General features: G+C 62.6%; 14 protein-coding genes. 12 read left to right on the top strand and 2 right to left on the bottom strand.

Going from position 1 to position 17,500, the window contains the following annotated elements; genetic code table 11:
• Positions 1–14: 14 nt before the first annotated feature.
• Positions 15–1,400 carry an ATP-binding protein gene (locus tag LUU92_RS06840; protein WP_257103337.1) on the bottom strand — a complete coding sequence of 462 codons (1,386 nt, stop codon included), beginning with the start codon at positions 1,398–1,400 and terminating at the stop codon, positions 15–17.
• Positions 1,397–2,107 carry a response regulator gene (locus LUU92_RS06835; protein WP_058425253.1) on the bottom strand — a complete coding sequence of 237 codons (711 nt, stop codon included), beginning with the start codon at positions 2,105–2,107 and terminating at the stop codon, positions 1,397–1,399. The genes LUU92_RS06840 and LUU92_RS06835 overlap by 4 nt, the downstream gene beginning before the upstream one ends.
• A 197-nt stretch (positions 2,108–2,304) precedes the next feature.
• Between LUU92_RS06835 and LUU92_RS06830 the strand changes: the two genes are divergently transcribed.
• The 12 genes from LUU92_RS06830 to LUU92_RS06775 all read left to right on the top strand — a co-directional run bounded on the left by LUU92_RS06830 (position 2,305) and on the right by LUU92_RS06775 (position 17,497).
• Positions 2,305–4,698, top strand: coding sequence for a TonB-dependent receptor (locus LUU92_RS06830; RefSeq protein ID WP_257103336.1), 2,394 nt, complete (start codon positions 2,305–2,307; stop codon positions 4,696–4,698).
• A 130-nt stretch (positions 4,699–4,828) separates the two neighbouring features.
• The gene (locus tag LUU92_RS06825) at positions 4,829–5,941 is read left to right on the top strand and encodes an ABC transporter substrate-binding protein (RefSeq protein WP_071488830.1); all 1,113 of its coding nucleotides are present in this window, start codon (positions 4,829–4,831) and stop codon (positions 5,939–5,941) included.
• Positions 5,938–6,996: a FecCD family ABC transporter permease gene (locus tag LUU92_RS06820; RefSeq protein WP_257103335.1), complete on the top strand. Its 1,059-nt coding sequence runs from the start codon at positions 5,938–5,940 to the stop codon at positions 6,994–6,996. Before LUU92_RS06825 ends, LUU92_RS06820 begins: the two co-directional genes overlap by 4 nt.
• Positions 6,993–7,778, top strand: coding sequence for an ABC transporter ATP-binding protein (locus LUU92_RS06815; protein WP_071488828.1), 786 nt, complete (start codon positions 6,993–6,995; stop codon positions 7,776–7,778). Before LUU92_RS06820 ends, LUU92_RS06815 begins: the two co-directional genes overlap by 4 nt.
• A gap of 105 nt (positions 7,779–7,883) precedes the next feature.
• Positions 7,884–8,528, top strand: a complete 645-nt coding sequence (locus LUU92_RS06810) for a glutathione binding-like protein (RefSeq protein ID WP_071488827.1) — start codon at positions 7,884–7,886, stop codon at positions 8,526–8,528.
• Positions 8,529–8,630: 102 nt separating this feature from the next.
• On the top strand, positions 8,631–11,072 hold the full coding sequence (locus LUU92_RS06805) for a penicillin acylase family protein (RefSeq protein ID WP_071488826.1): 2,442 nt from the start codon (positions 8,631–8,633) through the stop codon (positions 11,070–11,072).
• 138 nt (positions 11,073–11,210) lie between these two features.
• A complete protein-coding gene (locus LUU92_RS06800) occupies positions 11,211–12,215 on the top strand; it encodes a ligase-associated DNA damage response exonuclease (RefSeq protein ID WP_071488825.1) in 1,005 nt (334 codons plus the stop codon).
• On the top strand, positions 12,212–13,846 hold the full coding sequence (locus LUU92_RS06795) for an ATP-dependent DNA ligase (RefSeq protein WP_071488824.1): 1,635 nt from the start codon (positions 12,212–12,214) through the stop codon (positions 13,844–13,846). The genes LUU92_RS06800 and LUU92_RS06795 overlap by 4 nt, the downstream gene beginning before the upstream one ends.
• A gap of 250 nt (positions 13,847–14,096) precedes the next feature.
• Positions 14,097–14,876: a transporter substrate-binding domain-containing protein gene (locus LUU92_RS06790; RefSeq protein ID WP_021492416.1), complete on the top strand. Its 780-nt coding sequence runs from the start codon at positions 14,097–14,099 to the stop codon at positions 14,874–14,876.
• A gap of 57 nt (positions 14,877–14,933) precedes the next feature.
• The gene (locus LUU92_RS06785; protein WP_071488823.1) at positions 14,934–15,662 is read left to right on the top strand and encodes an ABC transporter permease; all 729 of its coding nucleotides are present in this window, start codon (positions 14,934–14,936) and stop codon (positions 15,660–15,662) included.
• Positions 15,659–16,369, top strand: coding sequence for an ABC transporter permease (locus LUU92_RS06780; RefSeq protein WP_071488822.1), 711 nt, complete (start codon positions 15,659–15,661; stop codon positions 16,367–16,369). Before LUU92_RS06785 ends, LUU92_RS06780 begins: the two co-directional genes overlap by 4 nt.
• Positions 16,370–16,378: 9 nt before the next feature.
• Positions 16,379–17,497, top strand: coding sequence for a succinylglutamate desuccinylase/aspartoacylase family protein (locus LUU92_RS06775; RefSeq protein ID WP_071488821.1), 1,119 nt, complete (start codon positions 16,379–16,381; stop codon positions 17,495–17,497).
• Positions 17,498–17,500 lie beyond the last annotated feature (3 nt).

The raw sequence follows: 17,500 nt of genomic DNA, 5'->3' as shown, positions 1-17,500 counted from the left end.
GTTGCGTTCCACATTCAGGATTTGCGTTGAAACACCAGTTCCACCTCAATCCCTCCGCCGTCCCGGTTGCGCAACTCCAAACACCCGTCATGCGCCTTGGCGATGGTGTGGGCAATGCTCAATCCCAGGCCATACCCGCCGGTCTCGGCATTGCGTGAACCTTCCACGCGATAGAACGGCTCCATTACCCGCTCCAACTGTTCCTGCGGAATCCCGGGGCCACGGTCACTGATGACGATCTTCAAGCTGTCCGCCTGGTCCTCGACCCGCATCACCACATCACGGCCATAACGCACAGCGTTCTCCAGCAGGTTCTGCACGCAACGTTTAAGGCTGCGGGCATACCCCGGCAATGGCTGCTTCGCCCGGCCTTCGATCACCACCTGCTCGCCAACGTCTTGCAAGTCCGCCTGCAGGCTTTGCAGCAAGGCGTTGATATCGATGTTCTGCCGCGTCTCGTTGATTTCGCCGCTGCTGACAAAATCCAGCGTGCTGGACACCATGTGCTCCATTTCTTCCAGATCGCTGCGAAAACGCTCCTTGGTGCGATTGTCCTCAAGCATCTCGGTGCGCAGGCGCAGTCGTGTGATCGGTGAACGCAAATCGTGGGAAATCGCCGCAAGGAAACGCGTGCGTTCGGCGATGTTGGCGATCAGCCGCTGTTGCATCGCATTAAATGCCTGGGCGGCGCGGCGGACCTCAGTGGGACCGTCCACCGACAGCGGCGGGCGCTGGATATCCCGGCCCAATGCCTCGGCGGCCTTGGCCAGGGTGTTGAGCGGGCGAATCGCCAGGCGTACCGCGACCAGCGCGATCACCACCAACACCAGCACCCGCAACAGGTAGATGCGCATCACGTAATCGAACAGCAGGTCCAGCGGCGAGGTACTGGTCCAGCCCTGCTCTTCACTGGCATCCACCTGCAACCAGCGCCCGTCGGGCAGGCGCAGGTCGATCAAAAATTGTCCCACCACCGGTTGGGAACCGAGCAAGGTCGACAGGCCGGCGGTCTGCCCGTCGCCATCGACCAGCGACAGGCGCAACAGGATCAGGGTCTGGGCGTAACCGGTTTTTTCCGACAGCACCTTCTTGATCAATCGCTCGGTGGGCCGGTCACTTTCGTGCAGGGTGCCCGGGGTGTTGCTGGCCTGGTCGCTGAGGGTCAGGCGGAAGTTTGGCGTGTCGAGCAGCTTGATCAGCACATCCGCTTGCTGCGGATCGCTGTGCACCAGGCGCACCACGTCCGCCAGGCGCGTGGCGATCAACCGCGCCGGGATTTCCAGCACCTGCCCATGGCGTCGGTCGTACCAGATGCTGCTGGTCAGGGCCTGCGCGGCGAGCATGCCGCTGACGAGGATCAGCACCAGCCGGCCGAACAGCGAACGCGGCAGCAGTCTCACGACTCCAACACCACGTCATCGGCGGTGAGCATGTAGCCCTCGTTGCGCACGGTCTTGATCAACCCTGCCGGCAATTGCGAGCGCAGGCGGCTGACGCACACATCGATGGAGCGGTCGAACGGCGTGCTGTCCTTGTCGAACACATGGTTGAGCAGAAAGTCGCGGTTCAACGGGCGGTTGGGGTGCTGCAACAGCAGGCGCAACACGCGGTAATCCGAGTTGCCCAGGCTGACCACCACGCCCTGCGGCGACAGCAATTGCCGCGCCCGCGTGTCGAGTTGCCAGCCGGCGAAACGAATGCTCGGCGCTTCATCCAGGCGGGCGCGGTCGGGAAAGCTCTGTACCCGGCGCAGCACCACTTTTATCCGCACCAGCAACTCACGTGGGTCGAAGGGTTTGGGCAAGTAATCGTCGGCGCCGATTTCCAGGCCGACGATACGATCGATCAACGAGCCCTTGGCGGTGAGCATCACCACCGGCGTGTTGGAGTTCACCCGCAGTTCGCGGCAAAGGCTCAGGCCGTCTTCGCCGGGCAGCATCAGGTCGAGCACGATCAGGTCGATCACATTCAGCGCCAGGCGGCGGCGCATTTCCTTGCCGTCGGCAGCGGTGGACACCTGGAAGCCGGCGTCGCTCAGGTAGTCGCAGAGCAGTTGGCGGATTTGCGGGTCGTCGTCAACGATCAGCAGGTGGTCTTGCTTGGCCATGGGCAGTCAATCCGAAAAACGATGAAACGCAGCAAATAGCCGAAAATTCAGCCGGCAGCGCAGGCAAATGTAATGGAATGTTGTAGGAAACCCTAATCACGCATCAGCGATACAAACCTGGGGTATGGCAGGAGGAATCGCTCTTTAGACTACCGAACCTAAATGAGAGTAATTGTAATTTAGACTCGGACGCTACCATGTCATTGCCCCTATCATTGCCCACGCCTCACCACCACACGCGGCACACCACCCTGGCACCGATGTTCGGTTTGCTGGCTGCCGGAAGCGTCGCACCGGTCGCCCTGGCTGGCGCCCCAACCGCCACGTCCAGCGATTCGGTGTTGAGCCTGCCGGAAATCAAGGTCGACGGCGAAGCCACTTCCACCTTCAAGGTGGACCGCGTCACCTCGGCCAAAATCAGCCAGCCGCTGCTGGACGCACCGCAAAGCGTGACCATCGTGCCGCAACAGGTGCTCAAGGAGCAGAACGCGCAGACCTTGCAGGAAGTGTTGCGCAATGTCCCGGGCATTACCTTTATGTCCGGCGAGGGCAACCTGGGCTGGGGCGATCTGTTTTCGATCCGCGGTTTTTCTTCCGAGCAGAGCCTGACCGTCGACGGTGTGCGCGATGCCGGCATGTCCACGCGCACCGACACCTTCAACCTGCAGCAGGCCGAAGTGTTCAAGGGCACCGGTTCCATCGAGTCCGGGGTCTCGGCCGTGGGCGGCAGCGTCAACCTGGTCAGCAAGGAAGCGCATCTGGGCAATGCCAACAAAGTCTCGGCCGGGATCGGCACCGACAGCTACCGCCGCCTCACTGCCGACCTGAATAAACAGCTGAACGACACCACCGCCGTGCGCATCAACCTGATGAAGCACTACAACCAGGTGGCCGAACGCGACGATGTGGACTACGACCGCTGGGGCATTGCCACCTCGTTCGGCTTCGGCCTGGGCACCGACACGCGGTTGTTCATCGACACCTTCTACCAGAAAGACACCAACACCCCGGACGGCGGTGTGCCGATCCAGCGCGGCACCAACGGCGACCGCATGCCGGGCGTGAAACGCTCCAACTGGTACGGCGACTCCCGCCTCTACACCCAAGAGAACAAAACCACCTCGCTCACGGCGCGCTTCGAGCATGACTTCGCCTGGAACGACGCCAACCTGCGCAACCAGACGCGCTGGGAACGCAGCGACAACTTCGCCGTGCTTTCGCCGGCGCGCTTCTTCGCCGCCAACGCCAGCGGCCAGAAGACCTGCACCGGCACCCGCTGTGCGACTTTGGGCTACACCGGCGTAGGCCCGATCAGCCAAGTGCCGGGCAGCACGGTGAATGCCTACACCGACTACGTAAACAACAGCAACACCGCCTACGGCATCCTGCGCGGCAGCGACTTTGGTTTGTCCAAGCGCTACACCATCCTGGACAACCAGACCGACTTCAATTTCAACCTCACCACCGGCAGCCTGCAGCACGCGGTGGTCAGCGGCCTGGAGTTCTATCACGAGACCTACGGCGGCCTGAGACGCAACGCCGAAGTGCCGGCCGGCAACATGCTGTTTGATATGCACGACCCCAGCCACAGCTTCGCCAGCACCTACGTGACCAAAGGCGAAGGCGACCCGCGCTCGGTGATCGACAACGCCGGTCTCTACCTGGGCGACACCCTCACCCTCAACGAGCAGTGGCAAGTACTCGGCTCGTTGCGCTACGACAACTGGCGCGCCGAAACCCGCCAGCGCGGCCAGGCGACGATCAGCAGTACCGACGGTGCCGTCAGCGGTCGGGTTGGCGCCGTGTTCAAGCCGTTGCCCAACGGCAGCATCTATGTGTCCTACAGCGAGGCGGCGCAGCCCTCGGCGCTGGGCGCGTCCACCAACAACCAGATCTACGGCGCGGCCAGCACCCTTCGTTACAGCCCGGCCAAATCCAAGACCTATGAACTGGGCACCAAGTGGGACATCGCCCATGACATGCTCAACGTTACGGCGGCGATCTTCCGCACCGAACTGGACAACGCCTGGGAATACCAGGACGGCGAATCCGCCCCGGTACGCGCCCTGCCCGCCAAGCGCGTCGACGGCATCGAGCTGGGCCTGCAAGGCAATATCACCCCGCGCTGGACCGCCTACAGCGGCTTCTCGGCCCTCAAGAGCACCCAGACCAAAGGCATCAACAAAGGCGCCGAAGCCAAGAACGTCCCGGACCTGACCGCCAACCTGTGGACCACCTACGCCGTCACCGACGCCCTGAGCCTCAGCTACGGCGAGCAATACGTGGGCCGGCGCCGCTACACCGACAACAAATACGTCGGCGGGTTGAACAACAACAGCAGCTACGCCAACGGCCCGTCCGGGGTCTACGCGATCTACACCCGCGACCACGAAAAAGCCCCCGGCTACTGGCTGAGCAACCTGGCCGCGCAATACAAGGTGAACAAGGACACCACGGTCAACCTCAACCTCAACAACGTGTTCAACACGTTCTATTACAGCCAGGTCGGCGCGTCCCTCGATGGCTTCCAGCTCTACGGCATTCCGGGCGCCGGGCGCACCCTCACTGCCAGCGTCGACTATGAGTTCTGAACCGTGCTGGTCGAGATCCCGGCACTGCTCAACGCCTGCGATGTCGACACCTGCCCGGCCGCCTTGCCTCACAACCCCTTGCGGCGCTGTAGCAATGCCTGATGCGCCGCCTTCACCTGGAGTTCCTGCCATGTTGAAACCCCGTAATGTCCTCAAGCTGTGCGTGCTGTTCGCCGCGCTGGTCCTCGGCCATGCCGAAACCGCTGCCGCCCATGAAGTCACCGATGTGCTGGGGCGCAAGGTCGACGTGGCGGACAACGTCAAGCGCGTGGTCCTCGGTGAAGGCCGCTTGATTTCGGCGTTTGCCCTGTTGGACCGCGATGCGCCGTTCCAGCGCATCGTCGGTTGGCAGAACGATTTGAAGCTGCTGGACCAGCACACCTATAACGCCTACGTGGCGAAATTTCCCAGCGTGAAAGACATCCCGCTGATCGGCCAGGCGTCGGAACAAAGCGTCAGCGCCGAGGAAATCCTCTCGCTCAAACCCGACCTGGCGGTGTTCAGCATTTCCGGCCACGGCCCGACCGAACACAGCCCGGTCGCCGATGTGCTGGCCAAGGCGGGCATCCCGGTGCTGTTCGTCGACTTTCGCATCAACCCGGTGCAAGGCACCCACACCAGCATGAACGCGCTGGGCCAGGCGCTGGGGCGCGAAGCCCAGGCCAAGGCCTTCCTGGACTTCTATGACCAGCACCTCAAGGTCATCACCGACGCGGTCGCCACCTTGCCGGCCGGCCCGCGTCCGAGCGTGTTCCTCGAACTGCTGGCCGGCGCCTGGCAAGCGCCGGGGCACACCACGGGCAAGAGTGGCATGGGGGAAGTGATCAAGCTGGTGGGCGGGCGCAACATCGCCGCCGATGTGGTGCCGGGGGCACTGGGGGATATCAGCGTGGAATACGCCTTGAAAGCGGACCCGGATATTTATGTCGCCACCGGTAACCACAAGCCGGGGCTGATCCTGGGTGCCGGCGTGAGCCATGACGAGGCGCGTGAAGCCTTTGACCGCGTATTGGCGCGCCCCGAGTTCGCCAACCTGCGTGCCATCCGCGCAGGCAATGCCCACGGTCTGTGGCATGACTTCTACAACTCGCCGTACAACCTGCTGGCGATTGAGTCGCTGGCCAAGTGGGTGCATCCGCACTTGTTCGCCAAGCTGGACCCGCAGGCGACCATGGAACAGATCAACCAGCAATTCCTGGGGATGCCGTTGCAGGGTGCCTATTGGATCGACACCTCTAAATGACCACGCAAACCCTCGACCTCGCCTCAGCCACCCACGGCTATCGCCGCCTGCTGGCGCGCCGTGCCTGGCTATTGGCGCTACTGGGCATGGCGCTGGTGTGCGCCATGCTGGTGGACCTGGCCAGCGGCCCGTCCGGCATGGGCCTGCTGGCCTTGCTTGACGGGATTGCGCACCCGTCCCACCTCAGCGCCACCGACCAGGTGATCATCTGGAACGTGCGCCTGCCCTACGCGTTGATGGCGGTGCTGGTGGGCTGTGCGTTGTCGCTGGCCGGGGCGGAGATGCAGGCGATCTTGAACAACCCGCTGGCCAGCCCGTTTACCTTGGGCGTGTCGTCGGCGGCGGCGCTGGGGGCATCCCTGGTGATTGTGTTCCCGGTGACGACCTTGTGGGTGTCGGCCAATACGGCGATTTCCATTTCGGCGTTCATCTTCGCCGCCGCCTCGGTGTTTTTGCTGCAAGCCATGTCGCGCCTGCGGGGCGCCGGCGTAGAGAGCCTGGTGCTGTTCGGCATCGCCCTGGTATTCAGTTGCAACGCGGTGGTGGCTTTGTTGCAACTGGTGGCCACCGAGGATGTGCTGCAACAACTGGTGTTCTGGACCCTGGGCAGCGTGACCCGGGCCAACTGGGACAAGCTCGGTATCCTGGCCCTGGTGGTCGCGGTGGTGTTGCCGTTTTCCTTCGCCGCCGCACCGCACCTGACCTTACTGCGCATGGGCGAAGACCGCGCGCAAAGCTTCGGCGTGGACGTCAAGCGCCTGCGGTTTTTCTCGTTGCTGCGCATCAGCCTGTTGTCGGCTACCGCCGTGGCGTTCGTCGGCACCATCGGCTTTATCGGCCTGGTGGGTCCGCATATCGCGCGGATCCTGGTCGGTGAAGACCAGCGCTTCCTGCTGCCGGCCAGCGCCCTGACCGGCGCGCTGTTGCTGGCGCTGTCGTCGATTGCCAGCAAGCTGATCATGCCCGGTATGAGCGTGCCGGTGGGCATCGTCACGGCGTTGGTGGGCGTGCCGATTTTCGTGATGCTGGTGTTCAAGCGCGGGAGGCAGTTATGAGCGAAGGGTTAAGCGTGCACAACGCCAATGTAAGTTATGGCCGCCGGCAGATCGTGCATGACCTGAGCCTGCCGACCTTGCCCCACGGCAGCCTGACCGCCCTGATCGGCCCCAACGGCGCCGGCAAGTCCACCTTGCTGCGCGCCGTGGCCGGGCTGGAAAAGATGCACGGCGTCGTACGACTGGATGACCTCGACCTGTCAGCCATGTCCGTGGCCGAGCGCGCCAGGCGTGTGACCTACATGCCGCAGAACCTGCCACCGGGCCTGAGCCTCAGCGTAATGGAGAGCGTGATTGCCGCGTTGCGCGTCACCCCTGTGGACGGCCTTCCATTGTCCAACGACGCTTGCCTGCGCGAAGCCTTCGAGGCATTGCAGCGCATTGGCATCACGCACTTGGCCGATCAGTGGTTAAACACGCTGTCGGGCGGTCAACGCCAACTGGTCAGCCTCGCACAACTGATTGCACGGCGCCCCCAAGTGATGCTGCTGGACGAACCCACCAGCGCCCTCGACCTCAATTACCAATTGAAAGTCATGGAGTGCGTGCGTGGGCTGGTGCGCGAACACAACCTGATCGCCGTGGTGGTGTTGCACGACATCAACCTTGCCGCACGTTTTGCCGACCATATTGCCGTGCTGCGCCAAGGTCGCTTGTACGCCAGTGGCGCAGCAAACGAGGTGCTCAATCCGCTGTTGTTTGCCGAGGTGTATCGCGTGCGGGCGCGCATCGAGCGCTGTTCAGAGCAGTCGCTGCAGGTGTTGGTGGATGGCGCTTTTTGATTTGCTTCTAAGGGTATGCGCAAATGTTTCATTGAATTTTCGCACACCCAGCATTACCTATACCTACAGGCATCCGTTCAAGCATCACCACTTTTGGAGAGCTTCATGATCGACCTGTATTACTGGACCACCCCCAACGGCCACAAAATATCGTTGTTCCTGGAAGAAGCCGGCCTGCCCTACAAGGTGCACCCGATCAACATCGGCCAGGGTGAACAGTTCAAGCCTGACTTCCTGAAGATCGCTCCCAACAACCGCATCCCGGCCATCGTCGACCAGACCCCGACCGACGGCGGCGCACCGATTTCCCTGTTTGAGTCCGGCGCGATCCTGTTGTACCTCGCGGAAAAAACCGGCCAGTTCATTCCAAAAGACCTGCGCGGTCGCCAGGAAGTGCTGCAATGGCTGTTCTGGCAAATGGGCGGCTTGGGCCCGATGGCGGGGCAGAATCATCACTTCAGCCAGTTCGCCCCGGAGAAAATCCCCTACGCGATCAAACGCTACGTGGATGAAACCGCACGCCTCTACGGGGTGCTCGACCGGCGCCTGGCGGACCGTGCGTTCGTGGCCGGCGAGGACTACAGCATTGCCGACATGGCGATCTACCCCTGGATTGTTTCCCACAAATGGCAAAGCCAGCGCCTGGAAGATTTCCCACACCTGCATCGCTGGTTCAACAGCATCAAGGAACGGCCGGCGACGGTCCGGGCGTATGAGCTGGTGCAGAAAGTCAACCCGCCCAAGTCTTGATACGCAATTGCTGAAAATAAGGCATGGCTCCCGCTTGCGTCGTTTCGCCGCGCTCACTAACGTAGCGCCTTTACTGACGCTACCCCCCGCAGGAGCTTTGCCATGGCCTCGCCAGCCCTCTCACATTTTCTTCCCCGGTTCGGCGTTGCCGCGGCAGTGGCCAGTGCGTTAAGCCTGGCCGGTTGCCAGCTCCAGAGCACCCAGGACACCCTGCCGCCGGTTGCCGGCGTACAGCCGATCAAAGGCCTCGCGCAGAATGTATCGGTACGCCGCAATGCTCAGGGCATGCCGCTGATCGAAAGCAACACCTTCCATGACGCGCTGTTCAGCCTCGGTTACGTGCATGCCAGTGATCGCATCACCCAGATGGTCACCCTGCGCCTGCTGGCCCAGGGCCGCCTGGCGGAAATGTCCGGGCCTGAAGTGCTGGATGTCGACCGCTTCATGCGCGCGGTCAACCTGAAAAAAAGCGCCGGCGAGCTGTACAACGCCTCCAGCCCGCGTCTCAAGCGCTTCTTTGAAGTGTATGCGCGTGGCGTCAACGCCTACCTGTTCCGCTACCGCGACAAGCTGCCGCCGGACCTGGCCCAGACCGGCTACAAGCCCGAGTACTGGAAGCCGGAAGATTCGGCGCTGCTGTTCTGCCTGCTGAATTTCAGCGAGTCGGCCAACCTGCAGGAAGAGATTTCGTCGCTGGTGCTGGCGCAGAAAGTCGGCGTCGACAAACTCGCCTGGCTCACCCCAAGCGCGCCGGATGAAGCGATCCCGCTGGCCGAGGCCGAAAAACTCAAGGGCGTGAACCTGGGCCAGATCACCGGCCTGGCCGGGCTGGACGCGGTCAGCCAGCAACTGGGCAGCCTCAACGCCCTGGCGGTCACCACCTCAAGCAACTGGGCGATCGGCCCACAGCGCAGCCGCAGCGGTAAAAGCCTGCTGGCGGGCGACCTCGCCGCCCAGCCGCAGGCACCGTCGCCGTGGAGCTACGTACAGATCCGCGCACCGAAATACCAGGCCGCCGGCGCTTCGATTGCCGGCCTGCCGACGCTGCTGTCCGGCTTCAACGGCAAAGTCGCGTGGAGCATGAGCACGGTCAAGGGCGACACCCAAGACCTGTTCCTTGAAAAAGTCAGACGCCAGGGCAGCGCGCTGTATTACGAGAACAACGGCAAATGGCTGCCGGCGGGCGTGCGTAACGAAACCTTCTTCGTCAAAGGCCAGCGCTCGATCCGCGAAGTGGTGTACGAAACCCGTCACGGCGCCCTGCTCAACAGCAGCCAGGCGCTGACAACCGGTCTGGGCCTGGCCCTGCAAACCGCCGACTTCAAGGACGACAAGAGCCTGGATGCGTTCTTCGACCTGTCCCGCGCGCAAACCATCGGCAAAGCCTCGGACGCGACCCGGGAAATCCGTGCCATCGCGTTGAACATGATCTTCGCCGACGCCGGCAGCATTGGCTGGCAAGTCACCGGCCGTTTCCCCAACCGCCGCGAAGGCGAAGGTTTGCTGCCGTCGCCGGGCTGGGACACGCGGTTTGACTGGGATGGCTACGCCGACGCCATGCTGCATCCCTATGACCAGGACCCGGCCCAAGGCTGGATCGGCACCGCCAACCAGCGCACCGCGCCGCGTGGCTATGGCATGCAACTGTCCAATTCCTGGGATGCCCCGGAGCGCAGCGAGCGCCTGGCGCAACTGGCCAATGCCGGCAAGCATGACAGCCGCAGCCTGATCGCCATGCAGTACGATCAGACCACCACCTTCGCCGCCAAACTCAAGAGCATGTTCCAGGCGCCGGGCATGGCCCAGCCGCTGAAACAGGCGATTGACGCACTGCCGGCGGCGGAACAGGCCAAGGCGCGTGAAGCGCTGGGTCGCCTGATGGCCTTCGACGGTCGCCTGGTGTCGACCTCCGCCGACGCTGCGCTCTATGAACTGTTCCTGCAGGAAAGCACCAAACAGATCTTCCTCGACGAGCTGGGTCCGGAAAACAGCGCCAGCTGGAAAGCCTTTGTCAGCAACGCCAGCCTGTCCTATGCCGCCCAGGCCGATCATTTGCTGGGCCGCGAAGACAGCCCGTTCTGGGATGACGTGCGTACGCCGCAGAAAGAAGACAAACCGGCGATTCTCGCCCGCAGCCTGGCCGCCGCGATCAGCGCCGGCGACAGTCAGCTGGGCGCCGACCACAAGGCCTGGCAGTGGGGCAAGCTGCACACCACCACCTGGAAAAACGCCAATGGCCAGGTGATTCGTGGCCCACTGGCCTCCGGTGGCGATCACAATACCTTGAACCCGGCGCCCTACAACTGGGGACAGGACTTCGCCACCACCCAGGTGCCCGCGCTGCGCCTGATCGTCGATTTCGGCCAGGTGGAACCGATGATGGGCCAGGGTGGCATCGGCCAGTCCGGCAACCCGGCCAGCCCGAACTATGCCAATGGCATCGACCCGTCGCTCAAGGCGCAATACCTGAGCTTCCCGATGCAGCCGCAGAACTTCGAGAAGGTGTACGGGAAGGCCAGGTTGACCCTGACACCCGGCAAGTAACCCGGCTTTCCTGAAAAACCTGGATCTAATGTGAGAGGGGGCTTGCCCCCTCTCACATTTGGACTGCATGCATTCAGATAGAACTTCCCAGCCCACACCCGCCTCATAAGTAACAAGCCCACCTCCCCCGGTCACCCCATGGACCTTGTCATCGCCCGCCCCGAAGGCCTCTACTGCCCCGCCGGAGATTTCTATATCGACCCCTGGCGCCCGGTGGAACGCTCGGTCATCACCCACGCCCATGGCGACCACGCCCGCACCGGCAACCAGCACTATCTGGCGGCGGCCCCCGGCGAAGGCATCCTGCGCTCCAGGCTGGGCCAGGACATCAACCTGCAGACCCTGGCCTACGGTGAGCCACTGGTGCACCACGGCGTCACCTTGAGTTTCCACCCGGCCGGGCATGTGCTCGGCTCGGCTCAGGTGCGCCTGGAATACCAGGGCGAAGTCTGGGTCGCGTCCGGCGACTACAAGGTCGAGCCCGACGGCACTTGCGCGCCGTTCGAGCCGGTGCGCTGCCACACCTTTATCACTGAATCCACCTTCGGCCTGCCGATCTACCGCTGGCAGCCCCAGGCGCAGATCTTCGCCGGGATCAACGACTGGTGGCAGGCCAACATCGCCGCCGGCAAGGCCAGCGTGTTGTTCTGTTATTCATTCGGCAAGGCCCAGCGTATCCTGCATGGCATTGACGCCAGCATCGGGCCCATCCTCAGCCACGGCGCGGTCGAACCGTTGAACCGGGTGTACCGCGAGGCCGGCATCCATATCCCTGAAACCCTCTACGCCGGCGACTTCAACAAGACCGACCCATTGCTGCACCAAGCCTTGATCATCGCCCCGCCCTCCGCCGGCGGCAGCAGTTGGATCAAGCGCTTCGGCGACTACAGCGACGCCTTCGCCAGTGGCTGGATGCGCCTGCGCGGCACCCGCCGCCGGCGCGGGGTAGACCGGGGCTTTGTGCTCTCGGACCACGCCGATTGGCCCGGCCTGTTGTGGGCCATCGAGCAGACCGGCGCCGAGCGGGTGATGGTCACCCACGGTTCTGTCGGCGTATTGGTGCGCCATCTGCGGGAAAAAGGCCTGGATGCCCAGGGCTTCACCACCGAATACGGCGATGACGAAGAAGAGGCCGGCGCATGAAGGCCTTTGCCGAGCTGTACGCGAATCTCGACGCCACCACTTCCAGCAACGCCAAGCTGGCTGCGTTGCAAGCCTACTTCCGGGATGCCGCGCCAGAAGATGCCGCCTGGGCCGTGTATTTCCTGTCCGGCGGACGGCCACGGCAACTGGTGCCGACGCGCCTGCTGCGGGACATGGCCACAGAAGCGTCCGGCATCGAGCCGTGGCTGTTCGAGGAAAGCTACCAGTCAGTGGGTGACCTGGCGGAGACCATTTCCCTGCTGCTGCCGGAATCTACCTACACCTCGGAGGACGGCCTGGCCGTATGGCTGGAGGAAAAACTCCTGCCATTGCGCGGCTTGCCTCCCCTGGAATTGGCTGAGCGCCTACCGGCGTTGTGGGCGCAACTGGATCAACCCAGCTTGATGGTGTGCATCAAATTGATCACCGGCAGCTTTCGCGTCGGCGTGTCCAAGTTGCTGGTTACCCGTGCCCTCGCCGCCATGGCCGATCTCGACAGCAAGCGTGTGGCGCAGCGGTTGGTGGGCTACACCGACCTGTCCAATCGTCCGACCGCTGAGGGCTACCTCAAGCTGATCGCTGCCGAATCGTCCGACGAGCATGCACAACGGGGCGGCCAGCCTTATCCGTTTTTCCTGGCTCATGGCTTGGCGCAACCGGTGGAGCAATTCGACGCGCTGCTCGGTGCCCCCACCGACTGGCAGGTGGAATGGAAATGGGATGGCATCCGCGCACAATTGGTCAAGCGCGACGGGCGCCTGTGGGTCTGGTCCCGTGGCGAAGAGCTGGTCACCGAACGTTTTCCCGAACTTCACAGCCTGGTGAGTGGGTTACCGGACGGCACGGTGATCGACGGTGAGATCGTGGTGTGGAAGGACGCAGTGCAACCCTTCGCCCTGCTGCAACAACGGATCGGCCGCAAGACTTTGAGCAAGAAAGTGCTGGAGGATGCGCCGGTGGCGGTCCTGGCCTATGACCTGCTGGAACATCAGGGCGACGACTGGCGCAACCATACCCAGGCCGAACGCCGCGCCCAGCTTGAGCAGGTGGTCACCCAGTGCAACCAACCGGTATTGCTCGCCTCACCGTTGCTGACCGCAACCACCTGGCAAGCGCTGGCCGAACAACGCGAAGCTTCGCGCAGCCTGGGCGTGGAAGGCATGATGCTCAAGGCCCGCGATGGCCTGTACGGCGTCGGCCGCACCAAGGACATGGGCGTGTGGTGGAAGTGGAAGGTCGACCCGTTCAGCGTCGACGCGGTGTTGATCTACGCCCAGCGCGGCCACGGCCGGCGCGCCAGCCTCTACAGCGACTACACCTTCGCGGTGTGGGACGGCCCGCCCGGCAGCGAACGCACGCTGGTGCCCTTTGCCAAGGCCTACTCCGGGCTGACCGATGAAGAAATGCGCAAGGTCGACGCGATTGTGCGCAAAACCACCGTAGAGAAATTCGGCCCGGTGAGCAGTGTCACGCCCAGTATGGTGTTTGAGCTGGGGTTCGAGGGCATTGCCTTGTCCAAGCGGCACAAGAGCGGGATTGCGGTGCGGTTTCCGCGGATGTTGCGCTGGCGGCAGGATAAGGCGGTGGATGAGGCCGACAGCCTTGCCACCCTGCAAGACCTGCTGACCTGACACCGATCAACAGGTGGGAGTGGGCAAGCCCCCTCCAACATCTGAATTTCTTTATGACTCGAAATGGTGCGCTCATTTTTCTGCGCCCATTTTCGGGCATTTCCTACACTCAGATCTCCCTTGTCCCACCTTTTAAAACGCTCATTCGGAACTATGGTGCAGAAATTGCTACTTGTGATCCGTCTGACACCGTTCAGTAACAGTCCTAAACGCGCCACAAGCGCTTATCTTGGTTTCCAGGGATTACATAATGAAAAAAGCATTGCTGACCCTTTCTGCACTGGCTCTGTGCATGGCCGCAGGTTCCGCCTTGGCCAAGGAATACAAGGAACTGCGTTTTGGTGTCGATCCGTCCTACGCGCCATTCGAATCCAAGGCAGCGGACGGCAGCCTGGTGGGCTTCGATATCGACCTGGGCAATGCGATCTGCGCCGAGCTGAAAGTGAAGTGCAAGTGGGTCGAAAGCGATTTCGACGGCATGATTCCAGGCCTGAAAGCCAACAAGTTCGACGGCGTGATTTCGTCCATGACCGTGACCCCGGTGCGTGAAAAGGCCATCGACTTCTCCAGCGAACTGTTCTCTGGCCCGACCTCGCTGGTGTTCAAGAAAGGCGCGGGCTACTCGACACCTGAGTCTCTCAAGGGCAAGTCCGTAGGCTACGAGCAGGGCACCATCCAGGAAGCCTACGCCAAGGCCGTGCTGGATAAAGCCGGTGTGACCACCAAGGCCTACGCCAACCAGGACCAGGTGTACGCCGACCTGACCTCCGGCCGTCTTGACGCCTCCGTGCAGGACATGCTGCAAGCCGAACTGGGCTTTCTGAAGTCGCCGGCCGGTGCCGGTTACGAAGTCAGCGCGGCCATCGACGACCCTTTGCTGCCGTCGAAAACCGCCATCGGTATCAAAAAAGGTAACACTGAACTGAAGGCGCTTTTGGATAAAGGTATCAAAGCGTTACACGATGATGGCACCTACGCCACCATCCAGAAGAAACACTTTGGCGATCTGAACCTGTACAGCGGCAAATAATGCCTGGAGCGCCCTTCCCTGGGAGGGGCGCTTTTTTATCGCCATAGGTCCTGATTTATGTTCGAAGAACTGTTGCAAACCCTCGGGTTGAGCGCGCTCAGCCTGAAGGGTTTCGGCCCGCTGTTGCTGCAAGGCACCTGGATGACCATCAAGTTGTCGGTGCTGTCCCTGGCCGTCAGCGTGGTGCTGGGCCTGCTCGGCGCCAGCGCCAAACTTTCCAGCCTGCCCTTCCTGCGCATCCCCGCCCAGCTCTACACCACCCTGATTCGCGGCGTGCCCGACCTGGTGCTGATGCTGCTGATTTTCTACAGCCTGCAAACCTGGCTTACCGGCCTGACCGACTTCATGGAATGGGAATACATCGAGATCGACCCGTTCAGCGCCGGGGTGATCACCCTGGGCTTTATCTACGGGGCGTATTTCACCGAGACTTTTCGCGGCGCGATCCTCGCGGTGCCCCGTGGCCAGCTGGAAGCCGCTACCGCCTATGGGCTCAAGCGCGGGCAGCGGTTTCGCTACGTGACCTTCCCGCAAATGATGCGCTTTGCCCTGCCGGGTATCGGCAATAACTGGATGGTGATGCTCAAGGCCACGGCCCTGGTGTCGATCATCGGCCTGGCCGACCTGGTCAAGGCCGCCCAGGATGCCGGCAAGAGCACCTACCAACTGTTCTACTTCCTGGTCCTCGCCGCGTTGATCTACCTGTTGATCACCAGCGCGTCCAACTTCGTCTTGCGCCGCCTTGAACGTCGCTACTCCGCTGGCGCCCGGGAGGCCGTGCGATGATCGAACTCTTGCAGGAATACTGGCGCCCTTTCCTTTATAGCGACGGCCAGCACATCACCGGCCTGGCCATGACGATGTGGTTGCTCAGCGCCGCCCTGGTCATCGGCTTCCTGGTGTCAATCCCGCTGTCCATTGCCCGCGTGTCGCGCAAGCGCCTGATTCGCTGGCCGGTGCAGTTCTATACCTACCTGTTCCGGGGCACGCCGCTCTATATCCAGTTGCTGATCTGCTACACCGGCATCTACAGCCTCGCCGCCGTGCGCGAACAACCGTTGCTGGATGCGTTCTTTCGCGACGCGATGAACTGCACCATCCTGGCCTTCGCCCTCAACACCTGCGCCTACACCACGGAGATTTTCGCCGGGGCGATCCGCAGCATGGCCCATGGCGAAGTCGAGGCGGCCAAAGCCTACGGCCTCAGCGGCTGGAAGCTCTATGCCTACGTGATCATGCCGTCGGCGTTGCGTCGCTCGCTGCCCTACTACAGTAATGAAGTGATTTTGATGCTGCACTCGACCACGGTGGCCTTCACCGCAACGATTCCAGACATCCTCAAAGTGGCGCGGGATGCCAACTCGGCCACCTTCATGACCTTTCAATCATTCGGTATCGCTGCGCTGATCTACCTGACCGTGACCTTTGCCCTGGTCGGTCTGTTTCGTCTGGCGGAGCGCCGTTGGCTGGCCTTTCTCGGGCCGAGCCATTAAGGAGCGTTCATGCGGCATCAGATTCATGAGTTGATCGCGCCCGTGCCCGGCACGGCGCGGCAGATTCACAGTTTTCACTTCGGCCCGGAGCAGGCCGAGGGCAAGATTTACATCCAGTCATCGCTGCATGCCGATGAACTGCCGGGCATGCTGGTGGCCTGGCACCTCAAGGTGCAGTTGGCGAAATTGGCCGCCGCCGGTCGCCTGCGCAGTGAAATCGTGCTGGTGCCCATCGCCAACCCGGTCGGCCTGGAACAGGTGTTGATGGACATCCCGCTGGGCCGCTACGAACTGGAAAGCGGGCAGAACTTCAATCGCCGGTTTGTCGACCTCGGTGAAGCGGTGGGTGACCAGGTCGAGGAGTTACTCGGGGATGATCCCCGGCACAACGTCGAACGGATCCGCAGCGCGCTGTCCACCGCCCTCGCAGAGCAAAGCGCCGACACCCAACTGCAGTCCCAGCGCCTGGTACTGCAACGCCTGGCCTGCGACGCCGATATGGTGCTGGACCTGCATTGCGACTTCGAAGCCGTGGCGCACCTGTACACCACGCCCGAGGCCTGGCCGCAGGTGGAACCCTTGGCGCGCTATATCGGCTCGGAGGCGAATCTGCTCGCCACCGACTCCGGCGGGCAATCCTTCGACGAGTGCTTCACCCTGGTGTGGTGGCAGTTACAGCAACGCTTCGGCGAGCGCTTCCCGATCCCCATGGGCAGCTTTTCGGTGACCGTCGAGCTGCGCGGGCAAGGCGACGTCAACCATGGCCTGGCGGCGCTCGACTGCCAGGCGATCATCGATTACCTGATTCACTTCGGTGCCATTGCTGGCGATGTCGCACCGCTGCCGGACCTGCCCTACCCCGCCACGCCACTGGCCGGCGTTGAACCAGTGGCGACGCCGGTGGGCGGCCTGCTGGTGTTCAGCGCCCTGCCCGGTGAATACCTGGAAGCCGGGCAACTGATCGCCGAAATCATCGACCCCATTACCGACCGCGTAACGCCCGTGCACTGCCAGAAGGCCGGCCTGCTTTACGCCCGTTCGCTGCGCCGCATGGCCACTGCCGGGATGGTCATCGGCCATGTCGCAGGCTTAGAGGCCTACCGCAGCGGCTACCTACTTTCGCCTTGAGGA

It is taken from the genome of Pseudomonas extremorientalis, from assembly GCF_024584605.1.
GTDB lineage: Bacteria > Pseudomonadota > Gammaproteobacteria > Pseudomonadales > Pseudomonadaceae > Aquipseudomonas > Aquipseudomonas extremorientalis.
This window is presented reverse-complemented; position numbering and strand designations above follow the sequence as displayed.